7 protein-coding genes are annotated in these 21164 nt (G+C 47.2%); 4 read left to right on the plus strand and 3 right to left on the minus strand.

What is annotated here, in order from left to right; translation table 11 throughout:
• Positions 1-429: 429 nt before the first annotated feature.
• The gene (locus EZE20_RS19270; RefSeq protein WP_165933530.1) at positions 430-7611 is read right to left on the minus strand and encodes an Ig-like domain-containing protein; all 7182 of its coding nucleotides are present in this window, start codon (positions 7609-7611) and stop codon (positions 430-432) included.
• Between the two features lie 389 nt (positions 7612-8000).
• Between EZE20_RS19270 and EZE20_RS19275 the strand changes: the two genes are divergently transcribed.
• The 3 genes from EZE20_RS19275 to EZE20_RS19285 all read left to right on the plus strand — a co-directional run bounded on the left by EZE20_RS19275 (position 8001) and on the right by EZE20_RS19285 (position 11904).
• Positions 8001-8651, plus strand: coding sequence for a response regulator (locus EZE20_RS19275; RefSeq protein ID WP_132120768.1), 651 nt, complete (start codon positions 8001-8003; stop codon positions 8649-8651).
• Between the two features lie 15 nt (positions 8652-8666).
• Complete coding sequence (locus EZE20_RS19280; protein ID WP_132120770.1) at positions 8667-10442, plus strand: sensor histidine kinase; 1776 nt, start codon at positions 8667-8669, stop codon at positions 10440-10442.
• Positions 10443-11076: 634 nt separating this feature from the next.
• Positions 11077-11904: a helix-turn-helix domain-containing protein gene (locus EZE20_RS19285; RefSeq protein ID WP_132120772.1), complete on the plus strand. Its 828-nt coding sequence runs from the start codon at positions 11077-11079 to the stop codon at positions 11902-11904.
• A gap of 637 nt (positions 11905-12541) precedes the next feature.
• On the opposite strand, the gene EZE20_RS24135 is transcribed toward EZE20_RS19285, so the two are convergent.
• Positions 12542-12688 carry a hypothetical protein gene (locus EZE20_RS24135; RefSeq protein ID WP_165933531.1) on the minus strand — a complete coding sequence of 49 codons (147 nt, stop codon included), beginning with the start codon at positions 12686-12688 and terminating at the stop codon, positions 12542-12544.
• 100 nt (positions 12689-12788) lie between these two features.
• Between EZE20_RS24135 and EZE20_RS19290 the strand changes: the two genes are divergently transcribed.
• Positions 12789-13196 carry a helix-turn-helix transcriptional regulator gene (locus EZE20_RS19290; protein ID WP_132120774.1) on the plus strand — a complete coding sequence of 136 codons (408 nt, stop codon included), beginning with the start codon at positions 12789-12791 and terminating at the stop codon, positions 13194-13196.
• Between the two features lie 81 nt (positions 13197-13277).
• On the opposite strand, the gene EZE20_RS19295 is transcribed toward EZE20_RS19290, so the two are convergent.
• Positions 13278-20882 carry an SdrD B-like domain-containing protein gene (locus EZE20_RS19295; RefSeq protein WP_132120776.1) on the minus strand — a complete coding sequence of 2535 codons (7605 nt, stop codon included), beginning with the start codon at positions 20880-20882 and terminating at the stop codon, positions 13278-13280.
• Positions 20883-21164: the final 282 nt, after the last annotated feature.

Consider the following 21164-nt stretch of genomic DNA (forward strand, 5'->3'; position numbering starts at 1 on the left):
CCCTGTTTTGTAACAGCCGTTTGTTCAATTCTAGTGCTCTTACTAAGAGCTCATCAAGAAAACTTCGTCATTGTTATTCATGACCTTATTGATGAGTGAATTGAAATGTAAATAATTTTGAATGTCAGGCTGAGCGAAGTCGAAGCCCGCCGGCAGACTGGCTTCGACTTCGCTCAGCCTGACAAATTCCTAAACTTTATACTTTCTTTACAAATCTACTCACGTATCAATAATACCCTGGTTTGGAGGTCAGGCAACAATGGACATGTAACCCAATTTCCTAAAAAAGATAATAAAAGATAACCCTATCAAAAAAAGAAGAGGCTGTTTCAGAATGGAATCGTATCAATTCCACTCCAAAACAGCCTCTTTTTTTTGATTCTATTTTTTAAAATTGTCTCAGGACCTTTTTGTTAAACTAAATTTTGGTTACTTTTTAACCTTTCTAACGGTAAACGGCACACATATTTCTGCCGGGCAACAATCTTCTACTACCAGGATAATCGGGCAGCAGCCTTCGGCAGGGCACGTGCCGGAAGTCGATGTGTAGGTGTACTCATAGCTTCCTAATTCGGTTTCGGTAGCCGTGTACGAATTACCCATAGCAACCTGTACCGGCTGTCCGCCCTGTGTCTTGCGGAACCATACTACTCCTGTGTACTGCAACGGTACGCTTAGTTCAAGGCTGCTACCCGCGCCTTTGCACAAGAGAACGGGCACCGTAAAGCACTCACGGTCAATATCATCCTCCGTTTCATCGCCGTTGCCGGGCGTGCTGTCTACGTCGTCTTCGGTCATCTTCGTGATCTCAGCCGTGTTGAACCATACACCGGCGGCGATTACTTTCACCCTGATTTGCAGACTTACGGTATCCCCTACCATCAGGCTATCGAAGCTCCATTTTTTGGTCAGTTGCGAGTAGCTTCCGATGTCAGCGGTACTGCTCAGGTACTGAACTCCGGCGTTTAGTTCGTCGGTAACTTCAATGCCATGCGCCGTGGCTTCACCTTCGTTCCAAACCCGGATCGTGTAAGTCAGCGTTTCACCCAGCATCGCCAGATTTTTGTCAATTGCTTTGTCCAGCGCCAGGTCATAAACTTTATCGCAATTCAGACGAGTAACTACAATTGTATCGCTGCAATTGCCGTTGCTGATGATGAACGAGTAGGTAAAATCTTTGGTCGCCATGCCACTGATTTTGCCATCGGTCGTGATCATCGCCGGATTTCCAGCCGCTGCCGTCCAGGTAGCACCCGCTACCGCAGGCAGCGTCAGCGTGTCGAAGCAGGTCGTTTGGTCGGGTAGTTCAAGCACACCCCGGAAGACTACCACCGTATCCGAACACGTACTGCCGAGCGTTGCATCCCGCAAAATGAATAGGTACACACCATTTTCATTCATGCCGCTTACCACTCCTGTTTGGGCAGCAATACTTACACTAACCGGATTGGTTGCTGCACTAATCCATTCTTCACCAGCCGCAGCGTCAGGCAGATTAACAGACGTTGCAGGGTGACACACAAATACTTGTGCAGGTCCGGCATCGGGTTTGACACACACATCGGCACAGTCACGATAGGGAACCAGAATGCTTACATCCGTAAAGCAGTCATCCTTGCCGTTGAAGATTCGGACAATGTAGGTCTGTCCGGTTGTCTGCACCGGGTTTGGCAGATTAGCTACGGTGATAGTCGATCCGGTTAACGCCGTTGCGGATGCATAGTTTGCCAGTCCGGCCACCGAAGTGGCGAAGCTGAATTTGTTTCCATCACTAATTCCGGTCACCACAAACGACGCATCATTTTGAGCCGTTTTGCCATCGCAGGTAGCCGCGGAGGCATCGGTTGCAGCAAACGTTGGCGCCACGCAGGGTGAAATCAAGCCCGCGTCAATTGTTGGGTTGTCTTTGTTTAAGCCCGTCAGCGTTGGATCAAGTGTTACAACCGGCGAAAGTCCAGCGGTGGTAAAGTCGTTGTCGCTTGCGTCGTTTCCGATATTTTGCTTCGGTGAAATCAGGCACGAATCGGGAAGCGTGGTTACGTCAATCTGTACGATGTAATCGCCTTTACCCAGATTCGTAAAGCTATACGCTCCGTTTCCAGCGGTGGTCGTTGAGTCGAGCTTTGCTCCCGGTGCACCGCCAACGGCTGACCAAAGAATCACCTTCACACCATTCACTCCCGGCTCGCCTGCATCCTGCTGCCCGTTGTCGTTCAGGTCCTTCCAAACAAAGTCGCCCAGGCTGCCCGTTGGAACCAGGCAGTTTTGAGTCGTGGTGGTTGAGTCTTTGCAGCCATCAAGTGTTACAATGATTTTTACTGTTTCTCCCGATGGTACACCCGTTACGCTGTTTCCACTGACCGTCCCTTTATCGGCTGTCACCAACGCACCGGCGGTTGCGGTAAATGTAACGTCAAACGTAGTTCCTGCTACATTACAGGTTGTCCCTGTTACCGTAATACTCGGCTGAGGCTTAACGGTAACGGTTGCAATTGCTTCCCCTTCGCATCCATTCACCAAACAGGTGGCCGTGTAAGTGGTGGTTACGGCTGGGCTGACGGTTTTGATCAGGCCCGTCGTGGCGTCGTTCCAGGTTACGGTTCCGGCGCAGTTGGTCACGGTCAATGTGGCGCTTTCACCTATACAAATTTCGGGACTGTTCACCGTTGGTGTGGGCAGTGGGTTGACCGTTACGGTAACCGGTGCCGCCTGACTGGCACAGCCGCTTGCCGTGATTGTACATACAGCGTAGTAAGTGGTGGTCGTAGTTGGGCTAACGGTGAGGTTGCTCAGGGGGGTTGTCAGACCTGCGTCCGTAAACCAGGTAACCGTACCGGCGGTGCACCCCGTTGCCGAAAGCACGCTGCTTTCACCCAAGCAAATGGTTGCAGGTGTAGCGGATGGTACGGGCGGCGTTACCACGGGGCACTCACAGTTAAAAGTAACCGTGAGCGTGTCGGAACATCCGTCGAGTTCAGCGATGATTCGGACGGTTTCGCCGGAAGGCACACCCGTGACGCTGCTGCCGCTAACGGTTCCTTTGTCGGCAGTAACGGTAGCTCCGGCAGTGGCCGTGAAGTTGACGGTGTAGGTGGTTAAATCGCTGGCGCAAACCGGATTTCCGCTGCTGGTAATTTCTGGTTGCGGCTTAACGGTCACGGTTGCGGTGGTTTCTCCTTCGCATCCATTCACCAAACAGGTGGCAGTGTAGGTGGTGGTTACGGCTGGACTGACGGTTTTGATCAGGCCCGTCGTGGCGTCGTTCCAGGTTACGGTTCCGGCGCAGTTGGTCACCGTAAGCGTGGCGCTTTCACCTACGCAAATTTCGGGACTGTTCACCGAAGGTGTAGGCAGCGGGTTGACCGTTACGGTAACCGGTGCCGCCTGACTGGCACAGCCGCTTGCCGTGATCGTACATACAGCGTAGTAAGTGGTGGTAGCAGTTGGGCTAACGGTGAGGTTGCTCAGGGGGGTTGTCAGACCTGCGTCCGTAAACCAGGTAACCGTACCGGCGGCGCATCCTGTTGCCGAAAGCACGCTGCTTTCACCCACGCATATGGTTGCAGGTGTAGCGGATGGTACGGGCGGCGTTACCACGGGGCACTCACAGTTAAAGGTAACCGTGAGCGTGTCGGAACATCCGTCGAGCTCAGCAATGATTCGGACGGTTTCGCCGGAAGGCACACCCGTGACGCTGCTGCCGCTTACTGTTCCCAGGTTGGCCGTAATGGTGGCCCCGGCAGTAGCTGTGAAGTTGACGGTGTAGGTGGTTAAATCGCTGGCGCAAACCGGATTTCCGCTGCTGGTAATTTCTGGTTGCGGCTTAACGGTCACGGTTGCGGTGGTTTCTCCTTCGCATCCATTCACCAAACAGGTGGCAGTGTAGGTGGTCGTTACGGCTGGGCTGACGGTTTTGATCAGGCCCGTCGTGGCGTCGTTCCAGGTTACGGTTCCGGCGCAGTTGGTCACGGTCAGTGTGGCGCTTTCACCTACACAAATTTCGGGACTGTTCACCGTTGGTGTGGGCAATGGGTTGACCGTTACGGTAACCGGTGCCGCCTGACTGGCACAGCCGCTGGCCGTGATTGTACATACAGCGTAGTAAGTGGTGGTCGCAGTTGGGCTAACGGTGAGGTTGCTCAGGGGGGTTGTCAGACCTGCGTCCGTAAACCAGGTAACCGTACCGGCGGTGCACCCCGTTGCCGAAAGCACGCTGCTTTCACCCAAGCAAATGGTTGCAGGTGTAGCGGATGGTACGGGCGGCGTTACCACGGGGCACTCACAGTTAAAAGTAACCGTGAGCGTGTCGGAGCATCCGTCGAGTTCAGCGATGATTCGGACGGTTTCGCCGGAAGGCACACCCGTGACGCTGCTGCCGCTAACGGTTCCTTTGTCGGCAGTAACGGTAGCTCCGGCAGTGGCCGTGAAGTTGACGGTGTAGGTGGTTAAATCGCTGGCGCAAACCGGATTTCCGCTGCTGGTAATTTCTGGCTGCGGCTTAACGGTCACGGTTGCGGTGGTTTCCCCTTCGCATCCATTCACCAAACAGGTGGCCGTGTAGGTGGTCGTTACAGCTGGGCTGACGGTTTTGATCAGGCCCGTCGTAGCGTCGTTCCAGGTTACGGTTCCCGCGCAGTTGGTTACGGTCAGTGTGGCGCTTTCACCTACGCAAATTTCGGGACTGTTCACCGTTGGTGTGGGCAATGGGTTGACTGTTAATATAACAAATGCGGTATCAGCGCAGGTCGGTTCACCAGTCGTATTGACTACCACCGCATAGTATTTTGTACCAGCTGTAGCAAGTGCCGCGCCGGTGGGCGTGAAGCTTGAAGTTGTAGCAATGCTGGAACCCAAGGCAGCGCTCGTGGTATCAGCCAACGGGCCGAACCAATTGTATTCTACGCCGGTAGCAGGCGTGGCTGTGAAGGCTGTGGCTGTTCCACCTATGCAAATAGTTTGTGTTTTCGGATTAACGACAGCTACGGGTTTGACGCATTTCTCACATTCTACATTGGCTGATATAGCCGAGGCAACCGTGAATGACTGACCTGCTGGACTGATAGGAGAAATAATCTCTACTTTCACGGTAGTTGTCCCAACAGGTACATTCACCAACTTTAATTTTGGAATAGCCAAACAGCATGTACCGAATGCAGGGTCAGAACCAGTGATGGTTGTGTCTTTTACAATTGTTCCTGCCGTCACTTTGATTTGAAGGAGGCGGCCATCGTTGGTTAGCTCAGAGATGGGTACGCAAACCGTCACGTCGGCAGGCTTAGTGAGGGTTGGCAATGGCAGATTGACTGTAACCGTATTTTGGAAACCCTGCTCGCAAGTAAACACCCCCGTTGAGGCCATACCTGTTTGTTTCCGGAACACATACGCAACCAAAGACTGTAATGCGCAAAACTTAGTCCCATCGGTCAGAGAGATACTCGCTGTGGCAGGTACTTTGGTACGGTATACCCAAGCATCTCCCAACAAAGGAAGTTGATAGCGGAAAGCAACGTAGTTGGTACTGTTGGCCACAAAAGTGACACTGGGCCCTGGGTTGGTTGTTTTATAGACTGCTTCAACATAAATGCTGTCGGCAGAGGCACCATTAGAAAGTGTAATTGTCGCTGTACCGCTACCCGTGCAATTGACGGTAGGGTTGGATACCCCAAAACCTGCTTTCCCCACCGTTTCTACCATTATTCCACTTTCACAAGTAAAATCCCAACCTGTGGGCTTGGTCGCGCAGTTAGTGGGAACTGCTTTTACCGTCACCGTCGTATCTTTGAAACAATCGTTGGCAGCGTTGAAGACCCGTATGGTAAACACCGAATCAGCTCCGTTGGAAATCGCTGATTTGATAGCCGACGGCAATGTACTTGGAAGGGCTGTTGCACTTGCATAAACAGGACCTGTGTAGGTTGTGCCAAGGCTGATGCCATATTTATCACCCCCTGTGACGGATACTAAATCTATCTTACCTGCTACTGTGCAAGTGGGGTCAGTTGCCTGGGCCGAGATTGTAGGATTTGCACATGCCACCGAAAACGTAGCTACCATATCTCCCAAACCATTTGCTTTCCCAAAAGAATCTGAGGTCCCACCTGTTCCCCAATATACTCTCAATCTGGACGCATTAATTGCATTGGCAGAATTTGTAGGGCTGGCAGGTGGAGCTGTGGATGTTTGCATAAAGCCATCACTGGTACGCATCCACACCACGCCTCCTTCATTGGTGGTGTAGGGGTCTTGCATATTGGCTACTACCAATTCTGTTCCATTGCAATCAGTCACAATCATACCGCCCATGTAGGTGTCCCTTGGCCACCCTGATGGTGCTGGATTAGGTATGGCTTGCATGTCATCATAAAACCTCCCCAATGCTGCCTCTTTTACCCAGCTACTTCCTGATTTTACAGCTTTGATGACGTCTCCATGGGCCTGTACAGATTTAAGATTGGTGGTATTACTCGTATTGGGTATATAGTTTGCATTTCCATACCTATGTGCCGACCAATCCATGATACCGATGACCATATTGTCATTTTTATCAAATTCTATGTCGGATATCAATGGTACAGGATGTTGAATGAATGCATTTGGATTTGTTAAACCGTATGAAGGTGCTATATCTGTTGTGAAATAACCGTACCATCCTAAGCCTGACCCAAAATTGGGATTTCCACGATACGACGTGTATTTGTGAGTAGCTGCAGGATCAGTTGGATCCGCAACTCCCAATGAGTCTATGGTAAAAACTGTGCTGAATGATGTCCCACTCAGTTTCAGAATTGTTCCTCTAAGATCTATTTTGTTTTGATTGGTATTAGAACTGTTATAGCTGCTTTCTCCTGAGCCAACCATGCCTATGTACAACTCGCCTTTATGATGCTTAATGGCAAATGGACGACGATCTTCTGCATTGGGATAGCCTGATGGGGCAGTGATAGCATACCGATTTGTTACAGTCTTGGTACTCATATTTATTTCCAGAACTTGTCTGTTGGTAAGATCCATGACATACATGGTATTGCCATCAGCCGAGATTTCTATATCTCCCAGCCCTTCTTTACCTACTCTTGAGAAAGCCCAAATATCATGGCTGGGTTCTAATATTCCTCCAAGTCCTCTGTTTGCCGCAGTTTCTGACGGAAACAAAGTAGCCCCTGCGCCCAAATGTGTCGTAGAGTTGAGGTCCATCCAGAGCGTAGGTGTACCTGCACCTGCAGTAGTTGGGGTAGTGAGGTCAATTTCATAAATAGCCCCCAGTCCATCGGGCGAGAGGTCGCAGTGGCGTTTGAGAAAGGCCGCCGCGTAGAGTTTTTTGGTTTGGGCGTGCCAAGCCAATCCCCATACAGTACCCACTTCTGAGTAACTGGCCACAACCTGCTTCGTAGCAGAAGTTCCCCGTGCAGTGGTGTGATTAAAAAGTACAATTACATCATCGTTAGGACTCGCGGTTCGCGAACCGTTGACATAACAGGGGGTCAGCAGGTTGAAATCGGCAGGTGCTGGGCAGGTTTGCGCAACTGTTAGGTGATTAATACTGCAAATCAACAAAAAATAAAAAATCGGTTTTTTTATTTTTTTCCGAAGTAGAGAATAGAGTTTGCGCATAGTTTTTGACGTTTTCATCTTTATTTTAATTACCAGAACAGGAGGATAAGAGATATACTAACTTATTAATAACGAAGAGTAGTTAGGTAGTTTCTCCCTCATTCCAAGGATAGAACAGCGGTGAATTAATTTCAAATTTTGAACCATATTGACAAAGACTCGCAAGAAACCGCATCCCATTTGGGTTTTTCTATAAGCCAAAATCTATATAGAGGTATATTAGTCTGATAAGCATCATATGAAGTAGGGGTTTACCCTTATTTTTGGCACAGTTTTCAAGAGAAAATCGATATGTAAAAAGTAAAGTGCACCCGGTAACAAAAAGCAGGCTAAATGAATCGAAACAACAAAAAAACCATATCCCATAAAGGTATATTTACCCCGAGACTATGTTAATCAAAGTAGCCGTCATTGACGATCATCGCATTTTTATCGAAGGTTTGCATAGTTTACTTTCGGCACAAAATGGGTTTCAGATAGTACATCAATTTTACTCGGAACACATTCCCGATGAATACCTTTCCTTTCAAAATATAGATGTTGTACTTCTGGATATTAGTTTAGGCGACAGCAATGGCATAGATTTATGCCTCAAAATCAAAAAAAAGAATCCCGGAACCAAGATCCTGTTTCTTTCAGCTTTCTACCAAAACAGCATTATAATACGCGCGTTAAGAAGCGGTGGTTCGGGCTATATTCTCAAGAATTGCAGTCGAAAGGAATTGTTCGACGCCATTCGCAGTGTATCTCAGGGCAAAAACTATTTTAGCCATGAGATTTCTCAAATGGTCGCACAAAGCTTCCTGATCAAAGACCCTACTAAATTGTCTATCGAATCGATTACTCCACGAGAGCGGGAAATTCTGTATTGGATTGTGAATGAGCTATCAAATGCAGAAATCGCCGAGAAACTCGGCATCAGCATCAAAACCGTAGAGATACATCGAATGAGACTGTTATCTAAATTTGGGGTTAAAAATACCGCCGGGCTGGTTCGCAAGGCGATTGAAAACAACGTCTTGGCGGAGATTTCTCTTTAACCATATAATGCTGCTATGAAAGCCCTTATGTTGTTTTTAACTTTTGGAGTTTGTTCATTAGCGGTAGCTCAAACATGGGATAAATCAGTTACCGGTATTGACGAATTAGATTCGTTAGAGGTTATCTATACTTTGAATGGCAATACGGTTGAATTGGCCAAAATCAAACGCTACAAAGGGCTTTTTTTTCTTGAAATGGGGAGTTTGAGGCAAGATGGATCGGAAGGGGCTTCTGTAAGGCTTCTCAAAGAGAGTGCTGATTTGTTTTTATCGGAAGGGGATTCGCTCAATTATTACATTACGGATGTCAATATCATTCATTTTCATTCCCAAATCCAAAGATATGCTCCCGCCACTGCTTCAAAACTATTGAAGGCTGCTGCTTACTTAGCAAAAAAAAAACAATGGAGTGAATTGATCATTACCAAGTCCTTATTAATCAAACATGCGTTGTTTTTGGGTAACTTTCAGCAAGCTATCAAATACGGGCAGTCAAGCGAAGCACTGATTAAAACACATTTCACAAAAGCGACGGCAGAAGATACTTTGATACGGGCAAGGATTTTCCATCATTTGACCTATATGTATTTAGATTTGTACCAAAGGGACACAAAAAAGGACATATATCTCAGCAAATCTCAGTATTATATCCATCAATGTCAGCAACACTTCACCAAAAACGCTTCTATTTACGGGTGGATATACCCGCTTAATGGCTATGCGTTGGGTTTGATAGAAGAGTTTAGAGGGAATTACAGTAAAGCCATAAGGTACTACGCTGAATTTGAACCCACTATTCCTGAGTATAGCAAATTTGATCGTATTCGGCTCTACAATCATCTTCAGTATTGTCATTATCATCTAAAGAACTATGCACAGGCACAAGCCTACGCTTCCAAAAACCAAGCACTCACTGACAGTATTGAAATTGATAAAAATCGGTATGTAATGGACTATGGCATTTCCAATCATGCCTTATCAAAACGCGATGTAGAGAGTCTCCTGACCAATGAGCGAGCCGAAAATGCCCGTATCGTGGCCGAAAACAAAACACAGTTTCTCTGGATTATCTTGATCTCGCTGGGTAGCATAATTATTTATTTAATCCAACAGCAGGCACATAAAAATAACAAAAATAAGCTGTTGCTCGAAACCACTCGGGCGCATCTGCAAAAAGAAAGTACCATCCGAATACTCGAACTGCAGGAGCAGGAAAGAAAACATATTGCACAAGAATTACACGATAGTTTGGGGGGGATGTTGGCGATTGCCAAACTCAATGCCGAAAACGTGCAAGCTTCACCTTCTGAGGAAAATATGGGGAATCTGATAAGCTTGCTCAATGAATCGCAAAACGAACTCAGACAAATTATTGACCATTTTCAGCTGCCTGCATTGGGGCGTATCCAATTAACGGATATGTTGAGCGATTGGGTTTCTAAACTTAAACAATGGAATCCTTCGATCAATTTTCAATTTCAATGCTCAGGACGGGAAGCAGGTTCAGATTTAATGCGTCAACAACTGTTCAGAGTAGGCCAAGAGCTCATTTACAATGCCATTAAACACGCACAGGCTTCTTCAATCCATTTGGAATTGAGTTTTTTTGAAGAAAATGCTATTCTGCTCATTCAGGATAATGGCAATGGTTTTGATGCAACGCTGCCCAATAAAGGATCAGGACTGACCAACATAAATTCGCGCTTAGAGCTCTTAAAGGGGCACATTGATATTTTTGCAAATGAACCTACGGGAACCTGCGTTTTGGTTCACATTCCATTAAGAATCTAAATGTATCGCACATTCATTGATCGGTGAATAATCCTGTAAAGAAAAGTTAGAGTTTGAGGAATTTGTCAGGCTGAGCAAACAGGGCCGCCTGACATTCAGAATTATTTACATTTTAATTCACTCATCAATAATAAGTAGCTATTAGGAATTAGGTTATTAGCCATTAGGGCTATGTTATTGTAAATCAATACTTTGCGGTACTTTTAAGCATAATCTAAATATACTCAAATACTTAAGTAGTCAGGCAGAATTAGTTTAGAGTATATTTTTCAAGGGGTAACTCTTGAATTATCAGAATTTTTAAGCCCCGTAGGGGCATTCCATGCCGGGCATCCTGTTTGTAGAATAATCCTCCATACATCTCTCATGAGCTCCGTTAGGAGCGGCCCACTAGCAGTACTCACGGGCCGCTCCTAACGGAGCTAGTATAAACACGATCAATATATTAGCTACAAACATTCAGCTCCTACGGAGCATTTTTAAACGTGTAAACATTTAAAAATTAGATTAATTCTGCATGATTACTTAGTCTTTCACAATAAGGGTAAACCCCTATATTAGTGTTAGGTTTTATTCGGACTTCACTACATAAGTGGCCGACTAATTTTACATTTTTCAAATTAAAGAAATGTAAATGCCGCAAACCCTTACTCCCTACAAAACTACTCAGCTATGTATTGAACTTGAAGAGGATGTCAGGATTTATGTCAGTAAAAATACTCGAATGATGTTTCCGAGTTTAGAGACTAATGATATGGTTATTTTGGTCGAAACGTATCCTCTTACTCGCCCAACTTTGATTAAATACCAATTTATTGCAGATGTTTCATTAATTAACAACAGTATCGGCACGACGGCATATACGGGCATTCAAATTGTAATTAGTAACCGTTGGGATAACTATTTTCTGATCAATCACGAACTTAGCAGAGGAGAGCAGGCAGAACGGGTATATGAGAGCCATTCGGCAACACTTGCTCAGCGTATAAATGAATTTCTGAGTTGTACCTCAGATTATTCAAATCATAAACTACCTTTATTCAGTGCATTTTACGGCCTCTTGGCGGCACTCTGCGACGAAACCCAAAAAAGCAAAAAAAGTCCTCTAAATGACCGTGAAAAATTACAAATGATTGAAAAAATAATGGTAGATAAATTCTCAAGCCGCCCCCCAAGCCTCGAATCAATGGCTAGAACAGTAGGGATGAGCGTTTCAAAAATGAAACTTCTCTTCAAAAATTATTACGGACAAAGTATTTATCAGTTTCGCCAAAAAGCCAAACTCCAATATGCTGCGGATTTGTTGAAAACTCAACGTTACACAGTCTCACAGGTAGCTTATAAAGTAGGGTACCATAGTTCGATTAAGTTTATAAAAATTTTCGAAAAGCACCTTGGCGTTACTCCCGGAGAATTTAAAAAACAAGCTATTAATGTTGATGATAATTCAATACCTGAGTAATATTTGGGTAATTATTTAGGTAGCCTAAGTGAATTTATTACATAGAACGTTGGTCAATTGCTCGATCACGTTCATTTGGTTCTTTCTCATTGTAGAGATAAATGCAGAAATACGGGCATAGTAAGTTCCACCTGCTAATGTTCAGCAGCAGTTGCTTACTTTCTGCCGCGTCGGCGGTCAGAGTTACCATGGCCTAATCTAAGTCTCACTCTGCCTGATTGTTAGTGAAGCGAACAGCACTACTTGTCGACGAGCACCTTCAACAAATGCGCCCCATCCAGGCTTTGGCGGCTTTGACCTGTGGTAAAATAGGAGGCTCGACATTCACGAACTATCGGCAGGACACCAGATGGCCCTCTCCCGTAAGTGCACGCCCTCACCGACCAAAATGCGTCGCCTTATGGCGGTGTATCAGGTCAAGTTGCCCAGCACTTTCAATATCCTGAGTTTGTCTATCCCATGAAGATCAACTAGTAAAATACGTACCTCACTGATTACCCTTCTTTCACTTATATATTTATTTTTAAAGTATGATAAATTCTCAAAACAATTCAAAAAAAGCAGCCATATCGAAATCAGTATATTTAACTCAGGATTGACGATAAGCTTATTTGCAAGTAAGAAAACAACCCCTTGTTTATTGATACGTGAGTAGATTTGTAAAGAAAGTATAAAGTTCAGGAAATTTGTCAGGCTGAGCGAAGCGGCCGCCGCTGCGGTCGAAGCCAGTCTGCCGGCGGGCTTCGACCGCCAGGCGGCCCTGTTCGCTCAGCCTGACATTCAAAATTATTTACATTTCAATTCACTCATCAATAGTTTATCAGAGGTTATTTCAAAGAATTTAAGTAAAAAAAATAGTTTACATTAAACCCTTCCAATGTATCATGAGCGAACAAAACACACTAAAAGACAAAAGAGCCGTTACGATCCGATTTGATAGAAATGTAGACATTGAGCAACTTTTTGCTGCCCTTCACCCTACATTTGAGATTAGAATAAATGAGATTAATTGCTACGATCTCACGTACAAGTCAACTGCTCAACTCCGGAATGTCGGGGATGAGATAATCCCCTATAAAAGCATAAGGTCGGCCCGGCCAAAAAATCTGAATGCTCAGGAAATTCATATTTTATCACTTTTGGCCAAGGGCTATTCCTACGAACAGATAGCCGAAGTGATGAAAATGAGCCTGAACGGTCTTAGGTACTATATAAAAAAAATATATCGGATACTGAATGTAAAGAACGGAAGAGAGGCCGTCAATCTTTATTTCCAGGAGATTGCCGTGTAAAGTGGTACCTGATCTAGCGTAGTATATAAAAAAGGCTGGCAAAAAATCTGCCAGCCTTTTTTATGTACGCTATTGTCTTCTCTACTTTTTAGTTTTCGTTATCACAAACGGCACACAAACCTCCGCCGGGCAGCAGTCTTCTACCACTACCACCACCGGACAGCAACCCTCCGCCGGGCACGTGCCCGAGGTGGATGTGAAGGTGTATTCGTAGCTTCCAAGTTCGGTTTCGGTAGCCGTGTACGAATTACCCGTGGACACCTGTACTGGCTGTCCACCCTGCACTTGCCGGAACCAAACCACACCCGTGTACTGCTCAGGGACGCTTAATTCGATCCCGCTGCTTTGTCCGCGGCACAGGAGAATGGGCACCGTAAAACACTCCCGATCAATATCATCCTCCGTTTCGTCGCCGTTGCCGGGTGTGCTGTCTACGTCGTCTTCGGTCATCTTCGTGATCTCTGCCGTGTTGAACCATACACCGGCGGCGATTACTTTCACCCTGATTTGCAGACTTACGGTATCCCCTACCATCAGGCTATCGAAACTCCATTTTTTGGTCAGCTGCGAGTAGCTGCCAATGTCAGCCGTACTGCTCAGGTACTGAACTCCGGCGTTTAGTTCGTCGGTAACTTCAATGCCGTGCGCCGTACCTTCTCCTTCGTTCCAAACCCGGATTGTGTAGGTCAATGTTTCACCGAGCATCGCCAGTTTTTTGTCAATTGCTTTGTCCAGCGCGAGGTCATAGGTCTTGTCGCAATTCAGACGAGTAACTACAATCGTATCGCTGCATTGACCATTGCTGATGATGAACGAGTAGGTAAAATCTTTGGTCGCCATGCCGCTGATTTTGCCATCGGTCGTAATCGTCGCCGGATTTCCAGCCGCTGCCGTCCAGGTAGCACCCGCCACGGTTGGCAGCGTCAGCGTGTCGAAGCAGGTGGTTTGGTTGGGCAGTTCGAGTACACCCCGGAAGACTATCACCGTATCCGAACACGTACTGCCAAGCGTTGCATCACGAAGAATGAATAGGTACACACCGCTTTCATTCATGCCGCTAACAACTCCTGTTTGGGCAGAGATACTTACACTAACAGGGTTCATCGCCGCACTGATCCATTCTTCGCCAGCCGCAGCGTCAGGCAGATTTATAGAAGTTTCAGGCTGACACACAAACACTTGTGCAGGTCCGGCATCGGGTTTGACACACACATCGCCACAGTCCCGGTACGGAAGCAAAATACTCACGTCCGTAAAGCAGTCATCTTTGCCGTTGAAGATTCGGACAATGTAGGTCTGTCCGGTTGTCTGCACCGGGTTTGGCAGATTAGCTACGGTGATAGTCGATCCGGTTAACGCCGTTGCGGATGCATAGTTTGCCAGTCCGGCTACCGAAGTGGCGAAGCTAAATTTGTTTCCACCACTAATTCCGGTGACCACAAACGACGCATCATTTTGGGCCGTTTTGCCATCGCAGGTAGCCGCAGAGGCATCGGTTGCAGCAAACGTTGGCGCTACACAAGGTGAAATCAAGCCCGCGTCAATCGTTGGGTTGTCTTTGTTTAATCCAGTCAATGTTGGATCAAGCGTTACAACTTCGCTCAAACCTTCGGTTGTGAAATCGTTGTCTTTTTCATCGTCACCACCTTCATTTTTCTTCGAAGAAATCAGGCACGAATCGGGAAGCGTCGTTACGTCAATCTGCACGATGTAGTCACCTTTACCCAGATTCGTAAAGCTATACGCTCCGTTTCCAGCGGTGGTGGTGGAGTCGAGTTTCGCTCCCGGTGCGCCACCCTCGGCTGACCACAGAATGACTTTTACACCATTCACACCCGGCTCGCCGGCATCCTGCTGACCGTTGTCATTCAGGTCTTTCCAGACGAAATCGCCGAGTGAACCTTTTGGTGAAATCAAACCTGCATCAATCGTTGGGTTGTCTTTATTCAAGCCCGTCAGCGTTGGATCAAGCGTGACCACTTCACTCAAACCTGAGGTTGAGAAATCATTATCGCTTGCGTCATCACCGATATTTTGCTTCGGTGAAATCAGACACGAATCAGGCAAAGTTGTTAGGTCAATCTGCACGATGTAATCACCCGCCAGAAGATTCGTAAAGCTATACGCTCCGTTTCCAGCGGTGGTGGTGGAGTCGAGCTTTGCTCCCGGTGCACCGCCAACGGCTGACCAAAGAATTACCTTCACGCCATTGACTCCCGGCTCGCCTGCATCCTGCTGCCCGTTGTCATTCAGGTCTTTCCAGACGAAGTCGCCCAGGCTGCCTTTTGGTGAAATCAAACCTGCGTCAATCGTTGGGTTGTCTTTGTTCAGACCTGTAAGCGTTGGATCAAGCGTTACAACTTCACTCAAACCTTCGGTTGAGAAATCGTTGTCGCTTGCGTCATCACCGATATTTTGCTTTGAAGAAATCAGGCAGGAATCGGGAAGCGTCGTTACGTCGATTTGTACAATATAATCACCCGCCAACAGATTCGTAAAGCTATACGCTCCGTTTCCAGCGGTGGTGGTCGAGTCCAGCTTGGCCAGCGGCTGACCGCTTGCATTGGCACTCCACAAAATCACCTTCACACCATTCACGCCCGGCTCGCCAGCATCCTGCTGCCCATTGTCATTCAGGTCCTTCCAAACGAAGTCGCCCAGGCTGCCTTTGGGTGAAATCAAGCCCGCGTCGATCGTTGGGTTGTCTTTGTTCAAGCCCGTCAGGGTTGGGTCAAGCGTTACAACCGTCGAAAGTCCAGCAGTGGTAAAGTCGTTGTCGCTTGCGTCATCACCGATATTTTGTTTTGGTGAAATCAGGCAGGAATCGGGAAGCGTCGATACGTCGATTTGTACAATATAATCACCCGCCAACAGATTCGTAAAGCTATACGCTCCGTTTCCGGTAGTCACTGTGGAATCAAGTTTCGCACCAGGTGCACCGCCAACTGCTGACCACAGAATGACTTTCACACCATTCACACCCGGCTCACCTGCGTCCTGCTGCCCGTTGTCGTTCAGATCTTTCCAAACGAAGTCGCCTAATGAACCTTTGGGAGAATACAAACCTGCATCAATCGTTGGGTTGTCTTTGTTCAGACCTGTAAGCGTTGGATCAAGCGTTACAACCGGCGAAAGTCCAGCGGTGGTAAAGTCGTTGTCGCTTGCGTCGTTTCCGATATTTTGCTTCGGTGAAATCAGGCACGAATCAGGTAAAGTTGTTAGGTCAATTTGCACGATGTAATCGCCCGCCAGCAGATTCGTAAAGCTATACGCTCCGTTTCCAGCAGTCACTGTGGAATCGAGTTTTGCTCCCGGTGCGCCACCTACGGCTGACCATAGAATGACATTTACACCATTCACGCCCGGCTCACCAGCATCCTGCTGACCGTTATCGTTCAGGTCTTTCCAGACAAAGTCGCCTAATGAGCCTTTCGGTGAAATCAAACCAGCGTCAATCGTTGGGTTGTCTTTGTTTAAGCCTGTCAGGGTTGGGTCAAGTGTTACAACCGGCGAAAGTCCATCGGTGGTAAAGTCGTTGTCGCTTGCGTCATCACCGATATTTTGCTTCGGTGAAATCAGGCAAGAGTCAGGTAAAGTTGTTAGGTCAATCTGCACGATGTAATCGCCTTTACCCAAATTCGTAAAGCTATACGCTCCGTTTCCAGCGGTAATTGTTGAGTCGAGCTTGGCACCCGGCGCACCGCCAACGGCTGACCACAGAATTACCTTCACACCATTGACACCCGGCTCACCTGTGTCCTGCTGCCCGTTGTCGTTCAGATCTTTCCAAACGAAGTCGCCTAATGAACCTTTGGGAGAATACAAACCTGCATCAATCGTTGGGTTGTCTTTGTTTAGGCCCGTTAACGTTGGATCAAGTGTTACAATCGGCGAAAGTCCAGCGGTCGTAAAATCATTGTCTTTTTCGTCATCACCGCCTTCGTTTTGTTTTGGTGAAATCAGGCAGGAATCGGGAAGCGTCGATACGTCGATTTGTACAATATAATCACCCGCCAACAGATTCGTAAAGCCATACGCTCCGTTTCCAGCGGTAATTGTAGAATCGAGTTTCGCACCCGGCGCACCGCCAACAGCTGACCAAAGAATCACTTTCACGCCATTCACACCCGGCTCGCCGTCGTCCTGCTGACCGTTGTCATTCAGGTCCTTCCATACGAAGTCGCCTAATGAACCTTTGGGAGAATACAAACCTGCATCAATCGTTGGGTTGTCTTTGCTTAAGCCGGTCAGGGTTGGGTCAAGTGTTACAACCGGCGAAAGTCCAGCGGTGGTAAAGTCGTTGTCGCTTGCGTCGTTTCCGATATTTTGCTTCGATGAAATCAGGCACGAATCAGGTAAAGTTGTTAGGTCAATTTGCACGATGTAATCGCCCGCCAGCAGATTCGTAAAGCTGTACGCTCCGTTTCCGGCGGTGGTCGTTGAATCAAGCTTTGCACCCGGTGCACCGCCAACGGCTGACCACAGAATGACTTTCACACCATTGACACCCGGCTCGCCGTCGTCCTGCTGACCGTTGTCATTCAGGTCCTTCCAAACAAAGTCGCCCAGGCTGCCTTTGGGTGAAATCAAGCCCGCGTCGATTGTTGGGTTGTCTTTATTCAAGCCCGTCAGCGTTGGATCAAGTGTTACAACTTCGCTCAAACCTTCGGTTGTGAAATCGTTGTCTTTTTCATCGTCGCCACCTTCATTTTTCTTCGAAGAAATTAGGCACGAATCGGGAAGCGTCGTTACGTCAATCTGCACGATGTAATCGCCTTTACCCAGATTCGTAAAGCTATACGCTCCGTTTCCAGCGGTGGTGGTGGAGTCAAGCTTCGCACCCGGCGCACCGCCAACGGCTGACCACAGAATTACCTTCACACCATTGACCCCCGGCTCGCCGTCGTCTTGCAGACCGTTGTCGTTCAGGTCCTTCCATACGAAATCGCCTAATGAACCTTTGGGAGAATACAAACCCGCGTCGATTGTTGGGTTGTCTTTGTTAAGTCCAGTCAGCGTTGGATCAAGTGTTACAACCGGCGAAAGTCCAGCGGTGGTAAAATCGTTGTCTTTTTCGTCATCACCGCCTTCGTTTTGCTTCGGTGAAATCAGGCAGGAATCGGGAAGCGTCGTTACGTCGATTTGTACAATATAATCACCCGCCAACAGATTCGTAAAGCTATACGCTCCGTTTCCGGCGGTCGTCGTCGAGTCGAGCTTTGCACCCGGTGCACCCCCCACGGCTGACCAGAGAATGACTTTCACGCCATTCACACCCGGCTCGCCGGCATCCTGCTGCCCGTTGTCGTTCAGGTCTTTCCAGACGAAGTCGCCGAGAGAAGAGCGTTGTTCGAGTAGGCCAAAATCAAGCGTGTGATTATTTTCGCCTTCTATGCCAGTCATGAAAACGATCGTTCCGTCTGGATTTGCATCGCTATCCGCAACATCTGACAAACCGGGACTGACTGCATCTTTTACTGAAAATCCTTCACAGGTAGCCAGGACACCGGTCCCGGGTTGGGTTTTAATTTTCACTACATATTCAGTGGTAGGCAATAAGGCCGTATCGGCTCCGGTGCCTGTCCATCCAGCACCCAGAATACTTTTTGTACTAAAATACCACTGTCCACCATTGGCGGTCGTAGTAGTAGCTAAGGGAGATCCCGTGGCGGAGGAACCTTTATACAACTCCACTTCTACTCCGTCGATTCCGGGTTCCTCCGGATCCTGAATACCATTCCGATTGCTATCTTTCCAAACTCGATTTCCAATTTCAATGGGTGGAAGATCACAAATGAACTCCGTTTCACCCAAACCGTAGGCTTTTCCAAAGGCCCGACCGGCAGTACCTGTCAAAACAGTAATCGCCTTAGTCTGTGGGACACTCGCTCCTGACAGATCAAACCAGTCGATCCCATTTGAAAAAGCAGCAGCCCGTGGATCCATTGATCCGGCAACCAATTCATTTTTCCGAAGGAGTACTGCCAGCCCGCCCAGGCCCGTTTCCTCATGATAAAAGTTTCCGTCTATATAGTTATCATTTCCAAAGACCGGTTCACTTGTTCCACTTGCCGTGCTGGGATCCGTAAAATCCGCCATGTTGATTGTCCATGTTCCGCCATTTTGAATGGGTGCTTTCAAATAATCGCCAAAGGCATCTCCGGTTCTGAGTGTAAATGGAGACGTAGGTTGTGGAGCCTGATACCCTTCCTGATCTCCGAACCGATCTCTAAGGCCCAGGATCATATTCCCGGCTGCATCGAATTCAATATCAGTGAGTATAGGTTGTGGGTATCCACCTTCCCCCAAACCGGACACGGTTATTGGAGGACGAATATTTCCCTTTGCCCAGGGCATCCAATTAGCCGGACCGAAGCAGTTAGGTGTCTGTCCAAAGCCACATCCACGATTGTAAACCAGGGAAAAATCCAGCTCTTTGGTAAACGTAGAAGTACCCGGCACAAAGGAGTACACGAGACCACGAAGCGCCCCGCCTTCCTGACCGTTATTTACGATCCCGATGTACAATTTTCCTTTATAAAATTTTAAACCAAAAGGTCTGATTTCCAGATTATTTACCGCGGGCATATCGGGCAACGGGCTCGCTGGATTAGCCAGCGGAATAACTGCTACCTCGGAAGTATTTGTAGGGGCTACCGGATTTTTGGGGTCTGTACCCAATGAAATTTTGTAAAGGGAGCGATCATGTAGGTTAATTGTCCACAGACTTAGCCCATCATCCGAAATCTCCAAATCTCCAAAAGACCTGCGACTAACCGCATCGTAAGAATTGGCATCAATCACATCAGGACCGGACAGCGTCGTAAAATTATGCGGGTCAGTCCCGGCTACCCCTGCACCAAAAAGGTCTTCCAGATCCAGAAAGAGTTCTCCTGATAAATTACCATCCGCAGGATCTGTTATTTTATAAATGGCCGCCGGCCCGTTGGGACCAAAGCCAGCAAATCGTTTGAGATAGGAAGCCGCAAATAGTAGTTTGGCATGCCGCTGATAGGCTAGACCGTAGGTTGTACCAATTGCACTCGCGATGGCTTCATGCGAAACGAGATCCTTGTCATTCGCTTCATTTGCAGCAGGCACCACATTATTATCAATCGAAATCAGCACATCACCCGTTCCGGTATTATCGCCTTCTACGAAGCAATTGATTACAAATTTCGGATCTGCCTGGCAATAGAAGTTGGGATTACTCAGTGCCAGGTTGTTAGCACAACTATTTACACTCACAAACTGAACCGAGGTTTTGTTGTCGGTACCAGCAAAAGAGGAGTAATAGCCCACAGGAAAACTACTAAACTCGACCCGAAAGGTGGTACCTCCCGATAGGCTCGGACTACTTAACAGATACTTTCCGTCGGCGCCGGTGGTAGTGGTGGTGACGACTCCGGTTGCACTTAGGGCTGTAACGGTCACAGCTGACAAAGGCTGATCGATGCCAGCATCAAAAATACCGTCCTGAGCATAGTCAATAAAGACAAGCCCCCCAATGTAAGGGTCGCCGGAGGTAGTTGGCGGACAATCCTGAGCTTGTGAGTTTTGGAAGAGTGCGGGCATGCCCGCACAAAATAGTATCAGGAAAAAATAGCGTAGCTGCCGGAAAAGATTTTCCTGCGGCATTCCTATTTTCATACCTGCTTCAAGTAAGCGGTAGAAACTTTTTGGCATAATCTGGAAACGGTTTACTTTGGATACTAGTCGATTTTCTGAGAAATCTGGATAGTCCGTTTCCAATTAATGTACCAAATTGCATCGCATTGCTACTAATAAAGGTAATATTCTTACATATTTTTAACTTACTTGTTTTTGTTATATATAAAATTTGTTTTATATCATTTTACTACATAATTTACATATACAGACAACAGAAGAAAAGTAAAAAGAATATTTATTGTAACTAAATTTTGGTTAAAAACGCTTCAATAGAGTTTAGTAACTTTTATTCACTAT

The organism is Arundinibacter roseus (genome assembly GCF_004348825.1).
In the GTDB taxonomy this organism is placed as follows: domain Bacteria; phylum Bacteroidota; class Bacteroidia; order Cytophagales; family Spirosomataceae; genus Arundinibacter; species Arundinibacter roseus.

Bases quoted from the DNA above. Each gene is read 5' to 3' on its own strand.
- EZE20_RS19275 (WP_132120768.1), top strand. From the start codon at position 8,001: ATGTTAATCAAAGTAGCCGTCATTGACGATCATCGCATTTTTATCGAA.
- EZE20_RS19290 (WP_132120774.1), top strand. From the start codon at position 12,789: ATGAGCGAACAAAACACACTAAAAGACAAAAGAGCCGTTACGATCCGA.
- EZE20_RS19270 (WP_165933530.1), bottom strand. From the start codon at position 7,611: ATGCGCAAACTCTATTCTCTACTTCGGAAAAAAATAAAAAAACCGATT.
- EZE20_RS19280 (WP_132120770.1), top strand. From the start codon at position 8,667: ATGAAAGCCCTTATGTTGTTTTTAACTTTTGGAGTTTGTTCATTAGCG.
- EZE20_RS19285 (WP_132120772.1), top strand. From the start codon at position 11,077: ATGCCGCAAACCCTTACTCCCTACAAAACTACTCAGCTATGTATTGAA.
- EZE20_RS19295 (WP_132120776.1), bottom strand. From the start codon at position 20,882: ATGCCAAAAAGTTTCTACCGCTTACTTGAAGCAGGTATGAAAATAGGA.